The organism is Palleronia pelagia (assembly GCF_900110115.1).
Classification (GTDB): Bacteria; Pseudomonadota; Alphaproteobacteria; order Rhodobacterales; family Rhodobacteraceae; genus Palleronia; species Palleronia pelagia.
The window spans coordinates 23,951-42,862 of record NZ_FOCM01000009.1 but is presented as its reverse complement, the minus strand read 5'-3'; the positions used below and the strand labels follow the sequence as shown (position 1 = coordinate 42,862).

The window sequence follows — 18,912 nt, the reverse complement described above, 5'->3', positions numbered from 1 at the left end:
CAGCACCATGGAGCACCTGGACGAGGGCGCGCGGCCCGAGCGGGTCGACGCGCTGGTGGCGCTGGTCGAGGCGAGTTTCCGTGACGCGGCGGATTCGGACGAGGCGCGGATCGTGTCCGACCTGGCGCGCAGCATTATCGCCACCACGCCCGCGTCGGACCTGAAGGTGTGTTCGGCCCTCTCGGACGGCGCGCGGCGGGCGGTGATCCTGTTCACGCGGATGCACCCGGCCGAATCGGGGCGCAGCGTGTTCCTGCTGTCGCCCGTGGCCGTGGCGACCGACGCGCAGGGCCAGGGCGTGGGCAGCGGGCTGATCGCCTTCGGGCTGGAGCGTCTGCGGCAGGACGGCGCCGACACGGTCGTCACCTACGGTGACCCCTCCTTCTACGGACGGCTGGGGTTCGCCGCGCTGGACCCCGACGCCGTGCCGCCGCCCCATCCGCTGAGCCAGCCGGTGGGATGGATCGGGCAGGCGCTGGATGGTGGCGCGGTGCGGCCGATGTCGGGTCCGCTGAAGACCGTGCCCGCCTTCGACCGGCCCGACATCTGGTAGCCGGGATCAGTCGGCCTCGTCAGCGCGGTTCCGGGGGTGCGAGGCGATGCCGGGGATCGGCGGAAGCCACGACTCGCGCCGGTCGCACCAGAGTTCGTAATCCGGGCGAAAGAGGTCGGGCGCGTCCATGGCGCCCAGGTGCAACTCGATCTCGTTCCCGGACTCGGCGAAGACCGACGCGCCGCAGCGCGGGCAGAACGCGCGGCCCTGGTAGCTGGCGGGCGCGCCGGTAACGCGAACACGGTCAAGCGGGAAGATGGCGGCGGCGTAGAAGACGGCGCCGTGGTGCTTGCGGCAGTCGAGGCAGTGGCAGAGCCCGACGCGGTCGGGCTGTCCGGTGGCGGTGAACCGGATATCGCCACAAAGGCATCCGCCGGCGTAGCTGTCCATGGCGCGGGCCCCGATACGGCGCGGGCCGCCCCAGGCAGGACCGCCCGCGCGAAGGTTTCAATCCGGACCGCGGCTCAGGCGGCCTGTTGTGACGGGTCGGGTTCCTTGGCGCCGGTCATGTAGGCCACCGCGTCGGACATGGTGCACTTCCTGGGGTCCACGACCGTCAGCCGCTTGCCCAGCCGGTGCACGTGGATGCGGTCGGCGACCTCGAACACGTGGGGCATGTTGTGGCTGATCAGGATGATCGGGATGCCGCGGGATTTCACGTCCATGATCAGCTCGAGCACGCGGCGGCTTTCCTTCACGCCCAGCGCGGCCGTCGGCTCGTCCAGGATGATGACCTTGGAGCCGAAGGCCGCGGCGCGGGCCACGGCGACGCCCTGCCGCTGGCCGCCCGAGAGCGTCTCGACCGCCTGGTTGATGTTCTGGATCGTCATCAAGCCGAGGTCGCTCAGCTTCTGCCGGGCGAAGTCCTCCATCTTCTTCTTGTCGAGCATCCGGAGATACTTGCCGAGGAAACCCTCGCGCCGGATCTCGCGGCCCATGAACATGTTGTCGGCGATGGACAGCGCGGGCGACATGGCAAGGGTCTGGTAGACCGTCTCGATCCCCGCCTCGCGCGCCTCGATGGGGTTGTAGAAGGTGACCTTCTTCCCCTCGAGCCAGATTTCGCCCGAATCGGGGACCACGGCCCCCGACACGGCCTTGATGAGGCTGGACTTGCCCGCGCCGTTGTCGCCGATGACCGCGAGGATCTCGCCCGGGTAGAGGTCGAAATCCGCGTGGTCGATGGCGGTGACCCGGCCATAGCGCTTGACCAGGTTGCGTGCCTTGAGGATGGGTTCCTGATCGCTCATGCCGATGCCTTTCTGATCCATTGGTCCACGGCCACGGCGGCGATGATGAGCACGCCGATCAGCAGGTAGGTCCACTGCGCGTCGGCCCCGGCCAGGCGCAGACCCATCTCGAACGCGCCGACGATCAGCGCACCGAGGAACATGCCCACGATGGTGCCGCGTCCGCCGAAGAGCGAGATGCCCCCGATCACCACGGCGGTGATGGCCTGGATGTTGCCGAGCTGCCCGGTGGAGGCCGAGGGCGAGACGGACCCGAAACGCCCGATCATGACCCAGCCGGCGATGGCGCAGAAGAACCCCGCCAGCGCGTAGACCTGGATCAGCTGGCGCGAGCGGTTCACGCCCGACAGCTGCGCGGCCTCCTCGTCGTCGCCCACGGCATAGACGTGTCGGCCCCAGGCGGTGTGGCGCAGAACGTAGGCCATGATCGCCACCAGCACGAGCAGAAGAACCACCCCGTAGGTCACCCGGGCGTCGAAGACCTCGAAGGTCGAGCCCCAGAATTTCAGCACCGGCGCCTCGGCGTCGAGCTCCTGGCTGCGGATCGTCTCGTTCGCCGAGTAGATGTAGTTCGCGGCGAGGAAGATCTGCCAGGTGCCCAGCGTTGTGATGAAGGGCGGTATTCGGAGTTTCGCCACCAGCACCCCGTTCAGCGCGCCCATGGCCGTCCCGGCAGCGAGGCCGATGACGATCGCGGCCGAGGGCGGGATGCCGTAGCGGAAGGTGAACTGGCCCATGATGACCGAGCTGAGCACCGCCATGGCGCCCACGGACAGGTCGATGCCGGCGGTCAGGATCACCAGCGACTGCGCGATCCCCAGGATGCCGACGATGCCGATCTGCTGGAAGATCAGCGAAAGGGTCGAGACCCGCCAGAAATTCGCGTTGAGAAGCCCGAAGACGATGACCGCCAGAACCAGCACGATCAGCGGCACCAGCGCAGGCGAATGGTGAAGGATACTGTGGATCCGGCCCAGCAGGCCCTTTTCCTCGTACTCGAATTCAGCCTGCGAGTCTGACTTGCCGCCCCGCGTGCTTGCCTCGTAGTTGTCGGCGTCGCTCATGGCTCTCCCCCCTATGGCATGCCGGTACGGGCGGCCCCGACCGGGCCGCCCGTCATGTGTTTCAGCCAGGTGTCACATCAGCCCCAGCAGAGCTCGAGCCCTTCCTCGACCGAGATCGAATCGACCCCTTCCACCGGCGCGTCGGTGACCAGGGCGACGCCCGTGTCGTAGAAGTCCTTGCCTTCGGTGGGCTCGGGGACGGTGCCGTCCTTTGCGTACTGGGCAATGGCCTCGATCCCCAGCGACGCCATGCGTAGCGGGTACTGCTGCGAGGTCGCGCCGATCACGCCGTCGGCCACGTTCTGCACACCCGGGCAGCCGCCATCGACCGAGGTGATGATGACGCCTTCGGTCGAGCCCATCTGCTGCAACGCCTGATAGGCACCGGCGGCGGCGGGTTCGTTGATGGTGTAGACCACGTTGATGTCGGGATCCTGCACCAGCAGGTTCTCCATCGCGGTGCGGCCGCCTTCCTCGTTGCCGGCGGTCACGTCGTGGCCGACGATGCGGGGATCGTCCTCGTCACCCCATTCGTCGGGGTTGCCGATGTCGATGCCGAAGCCCGTCAGGAAGCCCTGGTCGCGCAGGACGCCCACGGTGGGCTGGCTGATGGCCAGGTCCAGCATGGCGATCTTGGCGTTCTCGGCCTCGTCGCCCATGGTCGCGGCGGCCCAGCGGCCGATCAGTTCACCGGCCAGGAAGTTGTCCGTGGCAAAGGTGGCGTGGGCGGCGTCGATGGGATTCAGCGGCGTGTCGAGCGCGATGACCAGCAGGCCCGCCTCCTTGGCCTGCTCGACCGACGGCACGATGGCCGCGGTGTCGGACGCGGTGATCAGGATCCCGCTGGCGCCGTCGGCGATGCAGGTCTCGATCGCGGCGATCTGGGTTTCGGTGTCGCCGTCGATGCGGCCCGCGAAGGTCTTGAGCTCGATGCCCAGTTCCTCGGCCTTGGCCTGTGCCCCTTCGCGCATCTTCACGAAGAACGGGTTGGTGTCGGTCTTGGTGATCAGGCACGCCGAGACGTCGCCATGTTCGGCGGCCTGTGCCGCGCCGGACACGGCCACGGTCATGAAAGCCGTTGCGGTAAGTATCTTCTTCATCTCTTTCCTCCCGGTTGTGTTATGCAAGCCTGTAACGAACCTTGAACAACGCTCAATCCGTACCAAGTTTACACAATTTTTCAAACCTTTCAGAATTCGCGACGCTCGCCAACGGAATAATTCACTTAACCTGACGTTCCCGTTGCGCGTGTCGGTTTTTTGGGCAATCACTTTAGGGTTGAGTTTCTGGGAAAGTGGGGACGATGAAGGACATGAAGTTGAACGTGGGCGCCGGCGTCAATCAAAGCGGGCTGCGCGATTTCAACGAACGGCTGCTGTTGACCATGATCCAGAAGCTGGGTCCGCGGCCCGGCAGCGAGCTGGCGCGCCAGGCGAATCTGTCGGCCCAGACGGTCTCGGTGATCCTGCGCGGGCTGGAACAGGAAGGGCTGGTGCGCAAGGGCGAACCCATGCGCGGCCGCGTGGGCAAGCCGTCGGTGCCCATCGCCCTGAACCCCGACGGCGCGTATTCCTTCGGACTCAAGATCGGGCGGCGCAGTTCCGAGGTGGCGCTGGTCGACCTGATGGGCAACATCCGCGCGCAGGAGCGGCTGAAATATCCCTATCCCCTGCCCGACCGGATCTTCGGTTTCCTGAAGGACTGCATCGCCCAGATGACGGCAGACATGGCGCCCGCCCAGATCGACCGCATCGGCGGGATCGGCGTGGCGACCCCGTTCCAGATCTGGGAATGGCGCGAATCGCTGGATGCCCCTGCCAAGGAGTTCGAGGCCTGGATCGACCTGGACTTCGCGACTGAGATCGAACGCTTCAGCCACCTGCCCGTTCACGTCGTCAACGATGCGACCGCCGCCTGCCACGCCGAGAACGCTGTCGGCGCGGGGCGCGACCTGTCGGACTTCGTGCATTTCTTCGTGGGCACGTTCATCGGCGGCGGCATCGTGCTGAACCGCGCGGTCTATGAGGGCAGCTTCGGCAACGCGGGGGCGCTTGGCTCGATCCCCAGCATGGGGGCCGACGGCGAGAGCCGCCAGCTGCTGCACACGGCATCGCTGTTCCTTCTGGAGAAGGAGATCGCGGCCAAGGGCGCGGATCCCAGGGCGCTTTATCGCGACCTGAATGACTGGAGCGAGCACGCCGCCGAGGTCGACGCCTGGGTGGACCGAGCGGGCGCCGAGATCGGGGCGGCCGTCCTGTCGGCCTGCGCGATCATCGACTTTCCGCACGTGGTGATCGACGGGGCGTTCCCCCGCACGGTGCGCGCCGCGCTGGTTGACCGGGTCGCGGCGGAGCTGGCGAAGCTCGATTCGCGCGGCCTGATCGTGCCGAAGGTCCACGCGGGCAAGGTGGGCCCCAATGCCCGGGTCAAGGGGGCGGCCTTCGGACCGCTGCAAGCCCAGCATTTCCTGCAGCAAAGCCCGTTCTCACCGGCTTTCCCATACGCCACTGCCTGATTTATTTGCACTTTGTGAACGCCTCGCTAATGTGCGCGGGCAAGGGATCACGAACGTGATTCCGGTGTGATCCGCCGCGCGCGATGCGCGGGGCGCCGATCCGCCGGGGCCTGGGATTGCAACGTCGGGAGGAGTTGGCGTTGCAATCCCTGTGCCCGGCCCGCCCGGCCCGGTCAGGCGGCCGCAGACCGGGGTGAAACGATCAGAAATCGGTTAACAAATGACGTGCTGGCATTGCCCCCCGGGCTGGGCGTGCCATAACTGCACCATGTCCTTGTTTCTGATCGTTGCCTTGCCGTTCCTCGGTGCGCTGCTGCCGGGCCTGATGATCCAAGCGGGTCGACAGGCGTGTTTCATGGCCACCTTCCTGGTGACCCTTCTGACCGCCGTGGGCGTCGCCGTCCACGCGCCGGCGGTCCTGTCGGGCGAAGTGATCACCGCGCAGGCCGAATGGCTGCCGGGGCTGGGGATGAACGCCAACTTCTTCCTCGACCCCCTGGGCCTGATGTTCGCGGGGCTGATCCTGGGGATCGGCCTGCTGATCATCGCCTACGCCCGCAAGTACCTGTCGCGCGACGACAACATGGGCGAATTCTTCACCTACCTGCTGCTGTTCCAGGGCGCGATGGTGGGGATCGTGCTGTGCGACAACATCCTGATGCTCCTGATCTTCTGGGAGCTCACGTCGCTGTCGTCCTTTCTGCTGATCGGCTTCTGGAAGCACCTGCCCGCGGGCCGCCAGGGCGCGCGCATGGCGCTGACCGTCACCGGCATGGGCGGGCTCGCCCTGATCGGCGGCATGCTGATCCTGGGCAACATCGTGGGCAGCTACGACCTGACCGTGATCCTCGAGAACCGCGAGGCGATCCAGGCCGACCCGATGTACCTGCCCGCGCTGATCCTGATCCTGCTGGGCTGCTTCACCAAGTCGGCGCAGTTCCCGTTCCATTTCTGGCTGCCCCACGCCATGGCGGCGCCGACGCCGGTGTCGGCCTACCTGCACTCGGCCACCATGGTGAAGGCGGGCCTGTTCATCCTGGCGCGCATGTGGCCGGTCCTGTCGGGCACCGACGCGTGGTTCTGGCTGGTCTCGGGCGCGGGCATCATCACCATGGCGCTGGCCGCGATCATCGCGCTGTTCAAGGACGACCTGAAGGCGCTGCTGGCCTTCTCGACCGTCAGCCAGCTGGGCCTGATCACCTTCCTGCTGGGCACCGGCACCGGCTATGCCGCCATGGCCGCGGTGTTCCACATTCTCAACCACGCGAGCTTCAAGGCCGCACTTTTCATGACCGCGGGCATCGTCGATCACGAGGCGCATACCCGCGACATTCCGCGCCTGGGCGGGCTGCGCAAGCTCATGCCGATCACCTTCGCCATCGGCACGCTGGCCGCGCTGTCCATGGCCGGCATACCGTTCTTCAACGGCTTCCTGTCCAAGGAGATGTTCCTGGAGGAGGCCGCGCATACCAAGCTCTTCGGCAGCTACTACGCCGTGCCGGTGATCGCGACGGTGGGCGCGCTGTTCTCGGCCGCGTACTCGTTCCGGTTCATCGTGCACACCTTCCTGGGCCCGGTGCGCGACGATTACCCGGCCAAGCCGCATGATCCGCCCACCGGCATGTGGCTGCCGCCTGCGATCCTGATCGTGCCCGTCCTGCTGATCGGCATTCTGCCCTTCCTGGCCGAGCCCTTCGTCAAGACGGTGACCTATGCCGTCATCGGCGACGCGGTCGAGATGCCGGACGCGCACCTGAAGCTTTGGCACGGCCTGACCCCCGCGCTGTACATGTCGATCATCGCGGTGGTCGGCGGCTTGATCCTGCTGGCGCTCTATTCCCCGCTGGCGCGTGGCTGGAATGCCGTCCCGCGCCCCGAGGCCAAGCCCATGTTCGACGCGGTCATCGCCGCGGCCGTGGCGCTGGCCGGGCGGATCACCCACGGGCTGCACAACGGCAGCTTCACCCGCTACGCCGCGATCATGATCGTCACGATCATCGCCCTGGGCGCCCACGCCTGGATGACCGGCGCTTTCGCGGGGTATACCCGCGCCGCGCTGGACATGACCGCGAATGCGGTTGCCGGGTGGGGCATGCTGGTGGCCGCGACGATTACGCTGGTCATCGTGCACCGCAACCGGCTGGCCGCGCTGATCCTGATGGGGATCGTTGGGCTTATGGTGTCGGTGGGATTCAACTTCTTCTCGGCGCCCGACCTGGCTTTGACGCAGATCAGCGTCGAGGTGGTGACGATCATCCTGCTGCTTCTGGCGCTGAACTTCCTGCCCAACCGCACGCCGCGCGAGACCAGCGGCCTGCGCAAGACCCGCGACGCGGTGATCGCGCTGGCGGGCGGCGGTGCCGTGACAGCGCTGATCTATTCCATGCTGCGCACCGATTTCGCGGCCGAAAGCATCTCGCAGTACCACCTGGACAACTCCTACAAGGGCGGCGGCGGCGACAACGTGGTGAACGTGATCCTCGTCGACTTCCGGGGCTTCGACACCTTCGGCGAGATCATCGTTCTGGGGATCGCCGCGCTGGTCATCTACGCGCTGACCGAGGCGCTGCTGTCGTCGTCGGTGCGCGCGCGGCTGCTGAACCGCGGCTACGAGGAACGCCGCGCGGGCGACGCCCACCCGGTGATGATGGTCGTGCTGACCCGGGTGCTGCTGCCCATCGCGCTGATGGTCGGGTTCTACATCTTCCTGCGCGGCCACAACGAGCCGGGCGGCGGCTTCATCGCCGGCCTGGTCGTGGCGATCGCGGTGGTGATGCAATACATGGCGTCGGGCTTTGCCTGGGCGGCCAAGCGACAGCGATATCCCTATCACGGGATCATCGGGGCGGGCGTGCTGATCGCAGGGCTGACCGGGATCGGGGCGTGGTTCTTCGGCCAGCCGTTCCTGACCTCGGCCTTCGGCTACTTCCGCATCCCGCCGATGAACGAGTTCGAGCTGGCCACCGCCATGGGCTTCGACCTGGGCGTCTTCCTGGCGGTCGTGGGCGCGGTGATGCTGTCGCTGGAAAGCTTCTCTCGGCTGGGACGCCGGTCGGGCGAGGACGCGCCCGAGCACGCCATGGACATTGACCCGTCGCGGGATGACGACGACGACAAGACCGACGGAAAGGGCCACTGACATGGAGCTTCTGGTCGCATCGGCCGTGGGGGTGATGACCGCGGCGGGGATCTACCTCGTGCTGCGCCTGCGCACCTTCCCTGTGATCATCGGCGTATCGCTTCTGACCTACGCGGTGAACGTGTTCCTGTTCGCCAGCGGACGGCTGGCCATGGACATGCCGCCGATCCTGCGCGACGGGGTCGAGAACTACACCGATCCGCTGCCGCAGGCGCTGGTGCTGACGGCAATCGTGATCTCGTTCGGGATGACGGCCGTCGTGGTCATCATCGCTCTGGGATCGTGGCTGGCCTGTGACGACGATTTCGTCGAGGCGGTGGAGCAGCATGATCCGCGCACCAAAAGCGCCGATCGGGCCCCGCGCGGACAGGACGCGGCATGAGCCACTGGATGACCCTGCCCGTCGTGCTGCCCGCCATGCTGGCGGCGATCATCGTGCTGTCCGCCCGATTCCACATGAATTTGGCACGGACGTTCTCGGTCGCGGGAACCGTCGCGCTGACCCTGGTGGCCGCCGGGCTGTTCTGGCGGGCGAGCGACGGGACCATCGACGTCTACGCTTTGGGCAATTGGACGGCACCCTTCGGCATCGTGCTGGTGACCGACCGGCTATCGACGCTGATGCTGCTGCTCACATCGCTGCTGGCGCTGCCGGTCCTGCTGTACGCCATCGGGTCGGGCTGGGACAAACGCGGTTGGCACTTCCACGCGCTGTTCCAGTTCCAGCTGATGGGCATCAACGGCGCCTTCCTGACCGGCGACGCGTTCAACCTGTTCGTGTTCTTCGAGGTGCTGCTGATCGCCAGCTATGGCCTGATGATCCACGCGGGCGGGGCCGAGCGGTTGCGCGCGGGCGTGCAGTACGTTCTCTACAACCTGCTGGGCTCGACCCTGTTCCTGTTCGCGCTGGGCACGCTCTACGCCGAGACCGGCACGCTGAACATGGCCGACCTGGCCGAACGGGTGTCGATGATGGGCCCCGACGCCACGGCCGGGATCCGGGTGGCATCGGTTCTGCTGATCCTGGTCTTCGCGGTGAAGGCGGCGGTGCTGCCGCTGCATTTCTGGCTGCCGGCCAGCTATTCCGAGGCGCCGGGTCCGGTGGCGGCACTGTTTGCCATCATGACGAAGGTTGGCGCCTATTCGATCATCCGCTTCTACACGCTGGTTTTCCCGCCCGACCTCGAGATCACGCAGGGCCTGTTCGGCACGTGGCTTCTGCCCGCCGCTCTGCTGACCCTGACCGTGGGCATGGTGGGCGTGCTGGGCGCGCGGCGGCTGGACCGGCTGGTGGCGTTCTCGGTCATCGGCTCCATGGGGATGCTGCTGATCGCGGTGTCGGTCTTCACCGAGACCGGCATTTCGGCGGCGCTCTACTATGCCCTGCATTCGACCCTGGCGACCGCGGCGCTGTTCCTGCTGGTCGACACGGTGCGCGAGCGGCGCGGCGGCATCGGCGCGCGCCTGCAGGACGCCACACCGATCATGGGCGGGCCGCTGGTCGCAGGCCTGTTCTTCGCCGCGGCCATCGCCATGTGCGGGCTGCCTCCGCTGTCGGGCTTCGTGGGCAAGCTGCTGGTGCTGGACGCGGCGCGGGACAACGCGCTGGCCGTCTGGGTCTGGGCGGTGGTGCTGTCGACATCGCTGGTGGCGATCGTGGGCTTCGGCCGCGCGGGCAGCCAGGTGTTCTGGAAGGCCCACCAGGTCGCCGCGACCCGCGCCGACGGGACCGAGCGCGACGCCGAGGCCGACCTGGACAACGCCCCCGACCCCGAGCCGTCGCCCGCCGCGCTGCCCATGGTGGCCATCGGCGCGCTGATCGCGGGGCTGGTGGCCCTGACTGTGGCGGCGGGGCCGGTCAAGCGGACACTGGACGCCACCGCGGCGCAACTTTTCGCGCCCGAGCCTTATATCACCACGGTGATGTCCACCGAAGGCAAGGACCTGTCGGGCTATGGCCATGGGGACGAGGGCTACGGCGACGGCGAAAGCAAGGGTGATGACGGTGCCCATGGCGGCAGCGCGGACGATACGTCGGATCCGGAGGGCCACTGAGATGACACGGCTGTTCCCCCACCCGTTCCTGACACTGACGCTGATCTTGGTGTGGTGCCTGCTGTCGCAGGCCTTCACGCTGGGCACCGTGGTCTTCGGCACGATCCTCGGGATCATCATCCCCTTCGTGACCGCCGCCTTCTGGCCCGACCGGCCGAAGATCTCGAACCCGTTCAAGCTGCTCGTCTACATCGTGATCGTGATCTACGACATCATCGTCGCGAACGTGGTCGTCGCGGCGATCATCCTGTTCAAGTCCAATGCCGCGCGCCGGCCCGCCTGGGTGCCGATCCCGCTGGAGCTGAAATCGCCCGAGGCGATCACGGTGCTGGCCGGCACGATCACCCTGACGCCCGGCACGGTCAGCGTCGACCTGTCCGAGGACGGCCGGTCGCTTCTGGTGCATGCGCTCGACGCGCCCGACCCCGACGGCGTGCGCGACGACATCAAGTCCCGATACGAATCCCGGCTGAAGGAGATCTTCGAATGATCGACATCGCCCTTGTCTTCGCCTTCGTCACCGTGGGCGCCGCGCAGGTCATGGCCATGATCCGGCTGATGCGCGGCCCCCATATCGGCGACCGCATCCTCGCGCTGGACACCATGGTGATCAACGCCATCGCGCTGATCGTGCTGATCGGCGTGCAGTGGGGCACGCAGATGTATTTCGAAAGCGGCATGATCATCGCCATGCTGGGCTTCATCTCGACCGTGGCGCTGGCGCGGTTCGTGCTGCGCGGGGACATCATCGAATGACCGAGTATCTGGAAATCGCCGCCGCGATCAGCCTGTTCATCGGCGGATTCTTCACGCTGGTCGGGTCCATCGGCCTGCTGAAGGTGGACACGCCCATGTCGCGCCTGCACGCGCCCACCAAGGCCAGCACGCTGGGGGTCGGGTCGCTTCTGCTCGGCTCCATGCTGGCGGCCTTCGCGCGGGGCGAGGGATCGCTGCACCAGGTGCTGATCCTGGCGTTCCTGTTCGTCACCGCACCGATCACGGCGAACTTCATCGCCAAGGTCCACCTCCATGGACGGAGCTCGCAGAAGAGCCCCCCGCCCCCGCCGACGGGCGGCCGGTGGGCCACCTACGACACTCCACAGGACGACGCGCGCAAGCCGGTCGAGGGCAACTGAGCCGTCACTTCCAAATACTCGCGCCGGTCGGATTCTGCCCCGAAGCCGGGAGCCGGGAGCCGGATCTGTTCGCCGACGGATTGAACGCGCATGACAACAACCGTGCGAGCAGAGAGAACGATCTCAAGGCCCGACCAATGTCCCTAATTTGTTGAAATTCGTCCGCAGCCTGTATACCGATCCGGAGGTTTCGGATGGCCGCGCACCGGCGGCAGGGTCTTCGTGCATTCTGACCAGCGCCCGCGCGATCCGCGTTGGGATGTTCGAATTGCCGGACGCGCGATGAAAGGAAAGACGACGTCATGAGCAAGCCGCGCACGGCCTTGGTCACCGGCTCGGCCGGGTTCATCGGCTTCCACTTGGCGCAGCGCCTTCTGGAGGAAGGCTGGACCGTCGTCGGACTGGATGCTCTGTCGGATTATTACGATGTCGGGCTAAAGCGGGATCGCCATGGCATCCTGTCTCGTTTCGACAGCTTTACCCCGGTCATCGAGCGGCTCGAGACGCCCGGCGTTCTGATGGACCTGATGCGCGAGCGTCGGCCGTCCGCCGTGATCCACCTCGCCGCCCAGGCCGGGGTCCGATACTCGATCGAAAATCCCCGTTCCTATCTTGAAAGCAACCTTGTCGGCAGCTTCGAACTGCTCGAGGCCGCGCGGGCGTTCCCGCCCGATCATCTGCTCATGGCCTCGACCTCGTCCGCGTTCGGGGCCAACGACAGGATGCCGTATGTCGAGACCGACCGCGCCGACCACCAGATGTCGTTCTACGCCGCGACCAAGAAGGCGAACGAGGCGATGGCCCACAGCTATGCGCATCTCTACGATATCCCGACCACCATGTTCCGCTTCTTCACGGTCTACGGGCCGTGGGGGCGGCCCGACATGGCGCTGTTCAAGTTCACCCGCGCGATCCTCGCCGGGGAGCCGATCGAGGTCTACAACCACGGCAACATGCGGCGCGACTTTACCTATATCGAGGATCTGGTGCAGGGCATCCGCCTGCTGATGGATGCCGTGCCGCAGCGCGCCGAGCGGGACCAGATCCCGGAGGGCGACAGCCTGTCGCCGGTCGCGCCCTTCCGGGTCGTCAATATCGGCAATTCACAGGCCGTCCAGCTGATCGATTTCATCGAGGCGATCGAGGACGCCACCTGCCGCAAGGCAGAGCGGAACATGATGCCCATGCAGCCCGGCGACGTGCCCGCCACATGGGCGGACGCGTCGCTGCTGCACCGGCTGACCGGCTACCAGCCGCGCACCACGGTGCGCGAGGGCGTCGCCCGCTTCGTCGAATGGTATCGCGATTACCACCAGGTCTGAGCGCGCGTCGCGCAGGACCTGATCCTCATGCGCCAGTCCGGTTCTCGCGTCGCAGCAAACCGCAGCGCTCAATCGCCTTCCGCCTCAGCCCCCCCTGCGGATAGAGAGGCGAAGTAGGCAGCGAGGGCCGCAATATCGGCGTCGGACAGATCCTGTGCGGACTTTGCCATCAGGTTCGCCCGCGCGGCACCACCCCGATCCCCGTCACGCCAAAGGCGCAGTTGCTGGGCGAGGTAGCGCTCGCTCTGGCCGGCGAGCCGGGGGAAATCTTCGGCGCGTGGACCGGCTTTCGGACCGTGACACGACGTGCAGGCGGGAACATCCCGCGTGCCCCGCGACGCCAGGTCCGCGCCCTTCTCGACCAGGGCCGCGTCGAGGTTTCGCGTCGCCGGGTCGGCCACGGGGTCGCGATCGGCGAACCACGCGGCCAGTTCCACGAGGTCGGTCTCGGGAAACCGGGACGCCGCCATGTGCATGATGCCGCTGCTGCGCGCGCCGTCGGCATAGGCCAGCAACGTCCGTTCAAGGTAGGCCCGCGGCTGGATGTCCAGCCGGGGGATCCATTGATTGCCGCTCCGGCCGTCCAGTCCGTGGCACATCGCGCAATAGGCGAGGCCATCGGGCGCATCGTCGGGGACTTCGGGGCGCGCGGTGAGATCGTCGTATTCCGCGCCGGTCATGTCGCGAACCTCGATCAGGAACGCCACGACCGGCCAGACATCGTCCGTGCGCGTGGCGGGCCAGTGCGGCATGCCCGACATCTTCACGCCCTCGTCGACGATCCAGTGCAGCTCGTTCGGCTTCCACGACGGGTCTATCTCGGACACGTGGGGCGGCCGCGGCACCATAGCGGCGGCGACCGCCGATTGCCGGTGTCCCGGTGCCGCGTGGCAGGTCCGGCAGCCCTCGTCGAAATGCCCGGCGCCAAGGGCGACCATGCCGTCCCGCGACAGGTCGGGCACCTCGCTTTGCGCCGGCGCGCGCAGCTCGACCGAGTTGCGAAACGTGGTGTGCAGCAGCCACGGCGTGATCGCCCAGTGCCCCGCGCGCGCCGAGACGTTGAACAGGCCGCCGAAGACGATCGCGGCTCCGGCAATGGCGGCCAGGACCGCCAGGGTCGCGAGGGTCTGGAGGACGCGTTTCATGCCATCTCGTCCTTCGTGTCTTCAAGGGATCGGGCGACCAGCCACAGCCCCGCGATCAGGTAGATCGGCGTGCCGATGGCCAGCATCAGCATGCCGCCGAGTTGTTGTTCCTGCAGCGCGCCGGCGTGGTCCAACGCATAGATCACGCGCGGCGACAGCGTCAGCAGCGCGCCCAGCAACGTCATGTGCATGGAGGTAAGCAGCAGCCCGCCCGCCCCGGCCAGTCCGCCGGTCCGCACGCATCCCGCCCAGACGACGACCCCGACGATCAGGAACAGCGCCTGTTCGATGAGGAAGGCGACGGGGCTCGCCATGGCGGCCTCGTGCAGGACGGGAAGGTGGAAGCCCCACACCACGAGAAATTCCAGGACGGCCCCCGCGAGCGGAGACAGGGCCAGCGGGTCCGCCAGCCGTGGAAACCCCAAAACGATCAGCGGGGCCACGACGGCGACAAGCCCCATGTGCCGGATCATGTGCGCCGGGAAATGGCCCAGCCAGTCGGACCATGGCAGGCCCCAGATCGCCAGCAGAAGCGCGCAGGAGAGGATGGCCGCGACATTCATCGGCACGACCCGGCCAGCAGCACCGGCAGGACGACATAGACCACGCCAATGGCCGAGACGACCGCGAGAAGCACGGAGACATGCCCCAGGAAACGGTCGCGGCTTTCCACGTCGTCGATGCCCGGGACCGCGCCGTCCTCGCCGTAGCCGCCCTTGGTCCAGTTGCGCCAGCCCAGCCAGCCGCTGAGCCCGATCCCGACCAGCGCAAGGACCGTGAGGGCGATCAGCGCGAGTTGCAGCGCGCGGGGATCGGCATCCGGCGCGATCTTCGCGCACCAAACCGCTGCCGCCCCGTACGAGATGACGAAGTGGAACGCCCAGATCCACGGCGCGATGGTGATCTTCAGCAGGATACCGACGCCGACGCCGAATTCGTTGGGCTCGGTCATGTCATCCACCCCGGCAGCAGGCCGATGACGGCCGAGGTGATGAGGGCCTGCACCACGATGAAGTGCCACAGCAGCGTCGTGTTCGTCAGGTCGGCGTCATAGATCGGCGTCGTGTGCCCCGCGAGGCTGCGCGCGAGAGAATAGCCCTGGGCGATCAGCCCGAGGCCGAGATGCGCGCCCAGCCAGACCGCGAGCGCACAGACGATCGCGGGGTAAGCGTGGCTGGTGGGCGCGAGGTCGGCCACGGCCAAATAGAGCCCCGCGCCCCCCGCGACGGTGCAGGCCATCCCCACCGCGAGGAGGATCCGTGCCTGCCGCACGTTGCCGTGCCGGTTGGTGGCCTTCGCGCTGCGCGTCGCCAGCCACGACAGGCTCAGAAGCACGGCGGCGGCCAGCAACGCCGCGCCGCCGGCGTGGTCCGCGCCCATGGGCGGGAAGTCCGGGCTGGCCGTCCAGTAGAAGAAGAAGCCGAAGACGAGGCTGGTGAACGCCGTCGCATCACCCAGCATGGTGATCCAGACCGCCCACCATCCCGGCGCGTTGGGCCCCGACGCATAGCGCGGCAAGCGCAGGCCGAGCCCCACGTCGCTGGTCGGCTCTTCCGGGACCTGCGCGGTTGCCGTCCAAAGCCAGTATAGGACGCAGACGATAGCGAAGGCCCCCGAGATGATGGCGGGCACGTACATCGAGAAGGTGGGAAAGATGAACGCCCCGCCGGTGAACGCGGCCGCCATCATCGTGATCCAGGCGGGTCCGGTGACCCGCTGGACATGCTGGGGCCGGGCGTCCAGCACCGAGGTGACGATCGTCTCGCGATAGCCGTATTTCGTGTCGCTCAGGTAGAAGCGGCCCGCATCCATTCGCTCGACGATCTTCGGCTGGTCCCAGAGCGGGTAGCGCGAGGTGATGAACGGGATCGACCGCACGCCCCATTGCTCTTCGGGGACATTGTGCGACCACTCGAGCGTGCCGGCATTCCACGGGTTGCGCCGGGATGCGCCCTCGTTGCGCTTGGGCCGCAGCAGGTCCCACACGAAGACCGCGAAGCCGGCGGCGATCACGAAGCTGGCGACCGTGGAGAGCATGTTCAGCCAGCCCCAGCCCATCTCCTCGCCGTAGGTGAAGACGCGGCGCGGCATGCCGATCAGGCCTGTGTAGTGCATCGGCAGGAAGGTCAGGTTGAAGCCGATGAAAATCAGCCAGAAGGACCAGCGCCCCAGCGTCTCGGACATCATCCGGCCTTTGCGGAAGAACGGGTAGAAGTAGTAGACCCCCGCCATCACCGGAAAGATCATCCCTCCGAACAGCGTGTAGTGCAGGTGCGCGACGATGAAATAGGTGTCGTGCACCGCCCAGTTGAAGGGCGCGATGGCCAGCATCACCCCGGTCAATCCGCCCAGCACGAAGATCGCCAGCGCCCCCGCGATCCAGAGCATCGGCAGCGATCGCTTCACCTTGCCCACCATCAGCGTGGCGGCGAAGACGAAAAGCTGAATGCCGGTCGGGATGACGACCGCTTCGGACGCGGCGGAAAAGAAGCCCAGCGATATGTTCGGCAGTCCCGTGGTGAACATGTGGTGGACCCACAGGCCGAAGGACAGGAAGCCGACGCCCACCGCGCTCAGCACGATCCAGGAATAGCCGACGATCGGCCGCTGGGCGACGGTCGGGATGACCATCGCGGCGATGGCGATGGAGGGCAGGAAGACGATGTAGACCTCGGGGTGACCGAAGATCCAGAACAGGTGCTGCCACAGCATCGGGTCGCCGCCGCGTGTGGGGTCGAAGAAGGGCCAGTCGAACGAGCGCTCCATCTCGAACAGGAAGTCGCCCGCGATGAGGGGCGGAAAGGCGAAGAGGATCATCCCCCCCACGACCAGCACGTACCACGCGTAAAGCGGCATAAGGTTCACTCGCATCCCCGGCGGGCGGCACTTGAGCACGCCGACGATCAGTTCGACCGCAGCCGCGATGCTGGCCACCTCGATGAACGACAGGCCGAGCAGCCAGATATCGGCCCCGATGCCCATGTCCTCGGTCGAGAGCGGCGGGTACATGAACCAGCCGCCGCGCGGGGCCACGTCGAACAGGACCGAGCCCATGACGAAGCAGCCGCCGATGACGAAGCACCAGAAGCCGTAGGACGACAGGCGGGGGAACGGCAGATCGCGCGCCCCCAGGAACGCCGGAAGCAGGAGGATGCTGATGGCCTCGAACATGGGCACGGCGAAGAGGAACATCATCGCCGAGCCGTGCATGGTAAAGAACTGGTTGAAGCGGTCAGCGTCGAGGAAGTCGTTCTCGGGCACGGCGAGCTGGATCCGCATCAACAGCGCCAGCACCCCCGCGGCCAGCATGAAGAACAGCGCCGTCAGCGAATACCACGCGCCGACCTTGTCGTTGTTGACCGCGCTGAAATACGCCCATCCCTTTGGCTCGTCCCAGGCCCTGCGCAGGCGGTCGGCGCGGCGCGCTTCCTCTTCCGTGTCGACCGGGCGCGCCAGCATCTCGTCGGTGGGGGGGAACGTGCCTTCCGGTTCGGGCCGGTTGGTGCCGGAATATTTCGCGAAGGGATCCTCGGTCATTTCAGCCCCACAAGGTAGGTCGCCAGCGCCAGGAGGTCGTCCTCGGGCAGGTCGTCGTAGGCCGGCATCTCGACCTCCGGTTTCAGATCGCCGGTATGGTCGATCCAGGCGATGAAGTTATCGACCGTGGGAGCGAGTATGCCCGCGCCGAGGCTCATCCGGCTGCCCACGTGGGTGAGGTCGGGGCCGACCTGCCCCACCGCTTCGGTCCCGCGCACGGTGTGGCACGCGCCGCAGCCCTGTGCTGAGAAGACATCCGCGCCTTCGATGGCGGCCTCGCCCTCGGGCGACTGCGCGGGGCCGGCCTCCTCCGCAAGCCAGGTCTCGAACTCCTCGGGGTCCATGGTGACCACCTCGAAGGCCATCAGGGCGTGGGAGGCGCCGCAGAACTCCGCGCATTGGCCGCGAAAGGTCCCGGCCTCGGTGGGCTCCAGCGTCAGGAAGGTCTCGCGGCCCGGGAACATATCCATCTTGCCGCCCAACGCCGGGATCCACAGCGAGTGGATGACGGCGGCGCTGCTCAGCTCGAAGGTGGACCTGCGTCCGACGGGAAGCCTGATCTCGTTGGCCGAGACGATCGGCTCGTCCGCGCCGTCGGGCCAGTAGGCGACCCGCCACCACCATTGTTCGCCGACGATCTCGACGCGCAGGCCGTCGCCCGGCGCCCGCTGATCGGGCATCATCGACAGGCCCCATGCAAGCAGGGCCGCGATAACGACCGTCGGAAATACGATGCCCCCGCCCACGATCAGTTTGCGGGCGATGGACTCGTCGTATTTCCGCGGGCTCAGGTGGTGGAAGAAGAACATCATCCCGTTGATGAGCAACCAGATGACAACCAAGCCGGCCAGCATGACCCAGAACAGGGTCAGCAGCGAGGCGGAGTCCTGTCCGGCCGGGTCCAGGATGGACTGACGGCCGCTGCACCCCGAGAGCGCCACGACCGGAACGAGGCCTGCAAACAGCCGCTTCACGAAGCGCCAGCGCAGGATGAAGGGTAGCACTCTGCTACGACCATGAATGACTCCGCTCTCGGGCGCGAGCGCTCGGATCTGGTCCGGCCACCCGATGGCCAACAGCCCCGGGGCAATGTTGGTTCCCCGTCATCATTGACGCCGCGGCCTACCGCGTCTGACCGGGTCGTGGACGCCGCGATGCGGATCCACGGGAATGTCCTTGGCAGGCGCGCCTAAAAA

At 66.9% G+C, this 18,912-nt stretch carries 18 protein-coding genes; 9 read left to right on the top strand and 9 right to left on the bottom strand.

What is annotated here, in order from left to right; all coding sequences use genetic code 11:
• Window positions 1-7: 7 nt before the first annotated feature.
• Window positions 8-553 (top strand): GNAT family N-acetyltransferase, encoded by a 546-nt coding sequence (locus BMX96_RS16465; protein WP_091846474.1) that lies wholly within the window; start codon window positions 8-10, stop codon window positions 551-553.
• A gap of 6 nt (window positions 554-559) precedes the next feature.
• On the opposite strand, the gene BMX96_RS16460 is transcribed toward BMX96_RS16465, so the two are convergent.
• The 4 genes from BMX96_RS16460 to BMX96_RS16445 form a co-directional block, all read right to left on the bottom strand.
• Window positions 560-943, bottom strand: a complete 384-nt coding sequence (locus BMX96_RS16460; RefSeq protein WP_091846473.1) for a GFA family protein — start codon at window positions 941-943, stop codon at window positions 560-562.
• Between the two features lie 74 nt (window positions 944-1,017).
• The gene (locus BMX96_RS16455) at window positions 1,018-1,803 is read right to left on the bottom strand and encodes an ATP-binding cassette domain-containing protein (protein ID WP_214606866.1); all 786 of its coding nucleotides are present in this window, start codon (window positions 1,801-1,803) and stop codon (window positions 1,018-1,020) included.
• Window positions 1,800-2,867, bottom strand: coding sequence for an ABC transporter permease (locus BMX96_RS16450; RefSeq protein WP_091846471.1), 1,068 nt, complete (start codon window positions 2,865-2,867; stop codon window positions 1,800-1,802). The genes BMX96_RS16455 and BMX96_RS16450 overlap by 4 nt, the downstream gene beginning before the upstream one ends.
• 77 nt (window positions 2,868-2,944) lie before the next feature.
• The gene (locus BMX96_RS16445; RefSeq protein WP_091846470.1) at window positions 2,945-3,967 is read right to left on the bottom strand and encodes a sugar ABC transporter substrate-binding protein; all 1,023 of its coding nucleotides are present in this window, start codon (window positions 3,965-3,967) and stop codon (window positions 2,945-2,947) included.
• A gap of 203 nt (window positions 3,968-4,170) precedes the next feature.
• On the opposite strand from BMX96_RS16445, the gene BMX96_RS16440 reads away from it, so the two are divergent.
• From BMX96_RS16440 to BMX96_RS16405, 8 genes are all read left to right on the top strand, one after another.
• Window positions 4,171-5,382: an ROK family transcriptional regulator gene (locus BMX96_RS16440; RefSeq protein ID WP_091846469.1), complete on the top strand. Its 1,212-nt coding sequence runs from the start codon at window positions 4,171-4,173 to the stop codon at window positions 5,380-5,382.
• A gap of 268 nt (window positions 5,383-5,650) precedes the next feature.
• Entirely contained in the window at window positions 5,651-8,521 is a 2,871-nt protein-coding gene (locus BMX96_RS16435) for a monovalent cation/H+ antiporter subunit A (protein ID WP_091846468.1), read from the top strand.
• Window position 8,522: 1 nt separating this feature from the next.
• A complete protein-coding gene (locus BMX96_RS16430) occupies window positions 8,523-8,903 on the top strand; it encodes a Na+/H+ antiporter subunit C (RefSeq protein WP_091846467.1) in 381 nt (126 codons plus the stop codon).
• Complete coding sequence (locus tag BMX96_RS16425; protein ID WP_091846466.1) at window positions 8,900-10,576, top strand: monovalent cation/H+ antiporter subunit D; 1,677 nt, start codon at window positions 8,900-8,902, stop codon at window positions 10,574-10,576. The genes BMX96_RS16430 and BMX96_RS16425 overlap by 4 nt, the downstream gene beginning before the upstream one ends.
• A 1-nt stretch (window position 10,577) precedes the next feature.
• Window positions 10,578-11,066, top strand: coding sequence for a Na+/H+ antiporter subunit E (locus BMX96_RS16420; protein WP_091846465.1), 489 nt, complete (start codon window positions 10,578-10,580; stop codon window positions 11,064-11,066).
• Window positions 11,063-11,332 (top strand): K+/H+ antiporter subunit F, encoded by a 270-nt coding sequence (locus tag BMX96_RS16415; RefSeq protein ID WP_073127584.1) that lies wholly within the window; start codon window positions 11,063-11,065, stop codon window positions 11,330-11,332. The genes BMX96_RS16420 and BMX96_RS16415 overlap by 4 nt, the downstream gene beginning before the upstream one ends.
• Entirely contained in the window at window positions 11,329-11,712 is a 384-nt protein-coding gene (gene mnhG, locus BMX96_RS16410) for a monovalent cation/H(+) antiporter subunit G (RefSeq protein WP_091846464.1), read from the top strand. Before BMX96_RS16415 ends, mnhG begins: the two co-directional genes overlap by 4 nt.
• Window positions 11,713-12,014: 302 nt before the next feature.
• Window positions 12,015-13,034 carry an NAD-dependent epimerase/dehydratase family protein gene (locus BMX96_RS16405; RefSeq protein WP_091846463.1) on the top strand — a complete coding sequence of 340 codons (1,020 nt, stop codon included), beginning with the start codon at window positions 12,015-12,017 and terminating at the stop codon, window positions 13,032-13,034.
• A 68-nt stretch (window positions 13,035-13,102) separates the two neighbouring features.
• Here the strand turns inward: BMX96_RS16405 and BMX96_RS16400 are convergent, their stop codons facing one another.
• Genes BMX96_RS16400 through BMX96_RS16380 form a run of 5 tightly spaced genes read right to left on the bottom strand, consistent with a single transcriptional unit; the run spans window position 13,103 to window position 18,705 of the window.
• Entirely contained in the window at window positions 13,103-14,179 is a 1,077-nt protein-coding gene (locus tag BMX96_RS16400; protein ID WP_091846462.1) for a c-type cytochrome, read from the bottom strand.
• Complete coding sequence (locus BMX96_RS16395; RefSeq protein ID WP_091846461.1) at window positions 14,176-14,742, bottom strand: cytochrome c oxidase assembly protein; 567 nt, start codon at window positions 14,740-14,742, stop codon at window positions 14,176-14,178. The genes BMX96_RS16400 and BMX96_RS16395 overlap by 4 nt, the downstream gene beginning before the upstream one ends.
• A complete protein-coding gene (locus BMX96_RS16390; RefSeq protein WP_091846460.1) occupies window positions 14,739-15,131 on the bottom strand; it encodes a hypothetical protein in 393 nt (130 codons plus the stop codon). Before BMX96_RS16390 ends, BMX96_RS16395 begins: the two co-directional genes overlap by 4 nt.
• On the bottom strand, window positions 15,128-17,716 hold the full coding sequence (locus tag BMX96_RS16385) for a cbb3-type cytochrome c oxidase subunit I (protein WP_091846459.1): 2,589 nt from the start codon (window positions 17,714-17,716) through the stop codon (window positions 15,128-15,130). Before BMX96_RS16385 ends, BMX96_RS16390 begins: the two co-directional genes overlap by 4 nt.
• Window positions 17,713-18,705 carry a cytochrome c oxidase subunit II gene (locus BMX96_RS16380; RefSeq protein WP_407944678.1) on the bottom strand — a complete coding sequence of 331 codons (993 nt, stop codon included), beginning with the start codon at window positions 18,703-18,705 and terminating at the stop codon, window positions 17,713-17,715. Before BMX96_RS16380 ends, BMX96_RS16385 begins: the two co-directional genes overlap by 4 nt.
• Window positions 18,706-18,912: the final 207 nt, after the last annotated feature.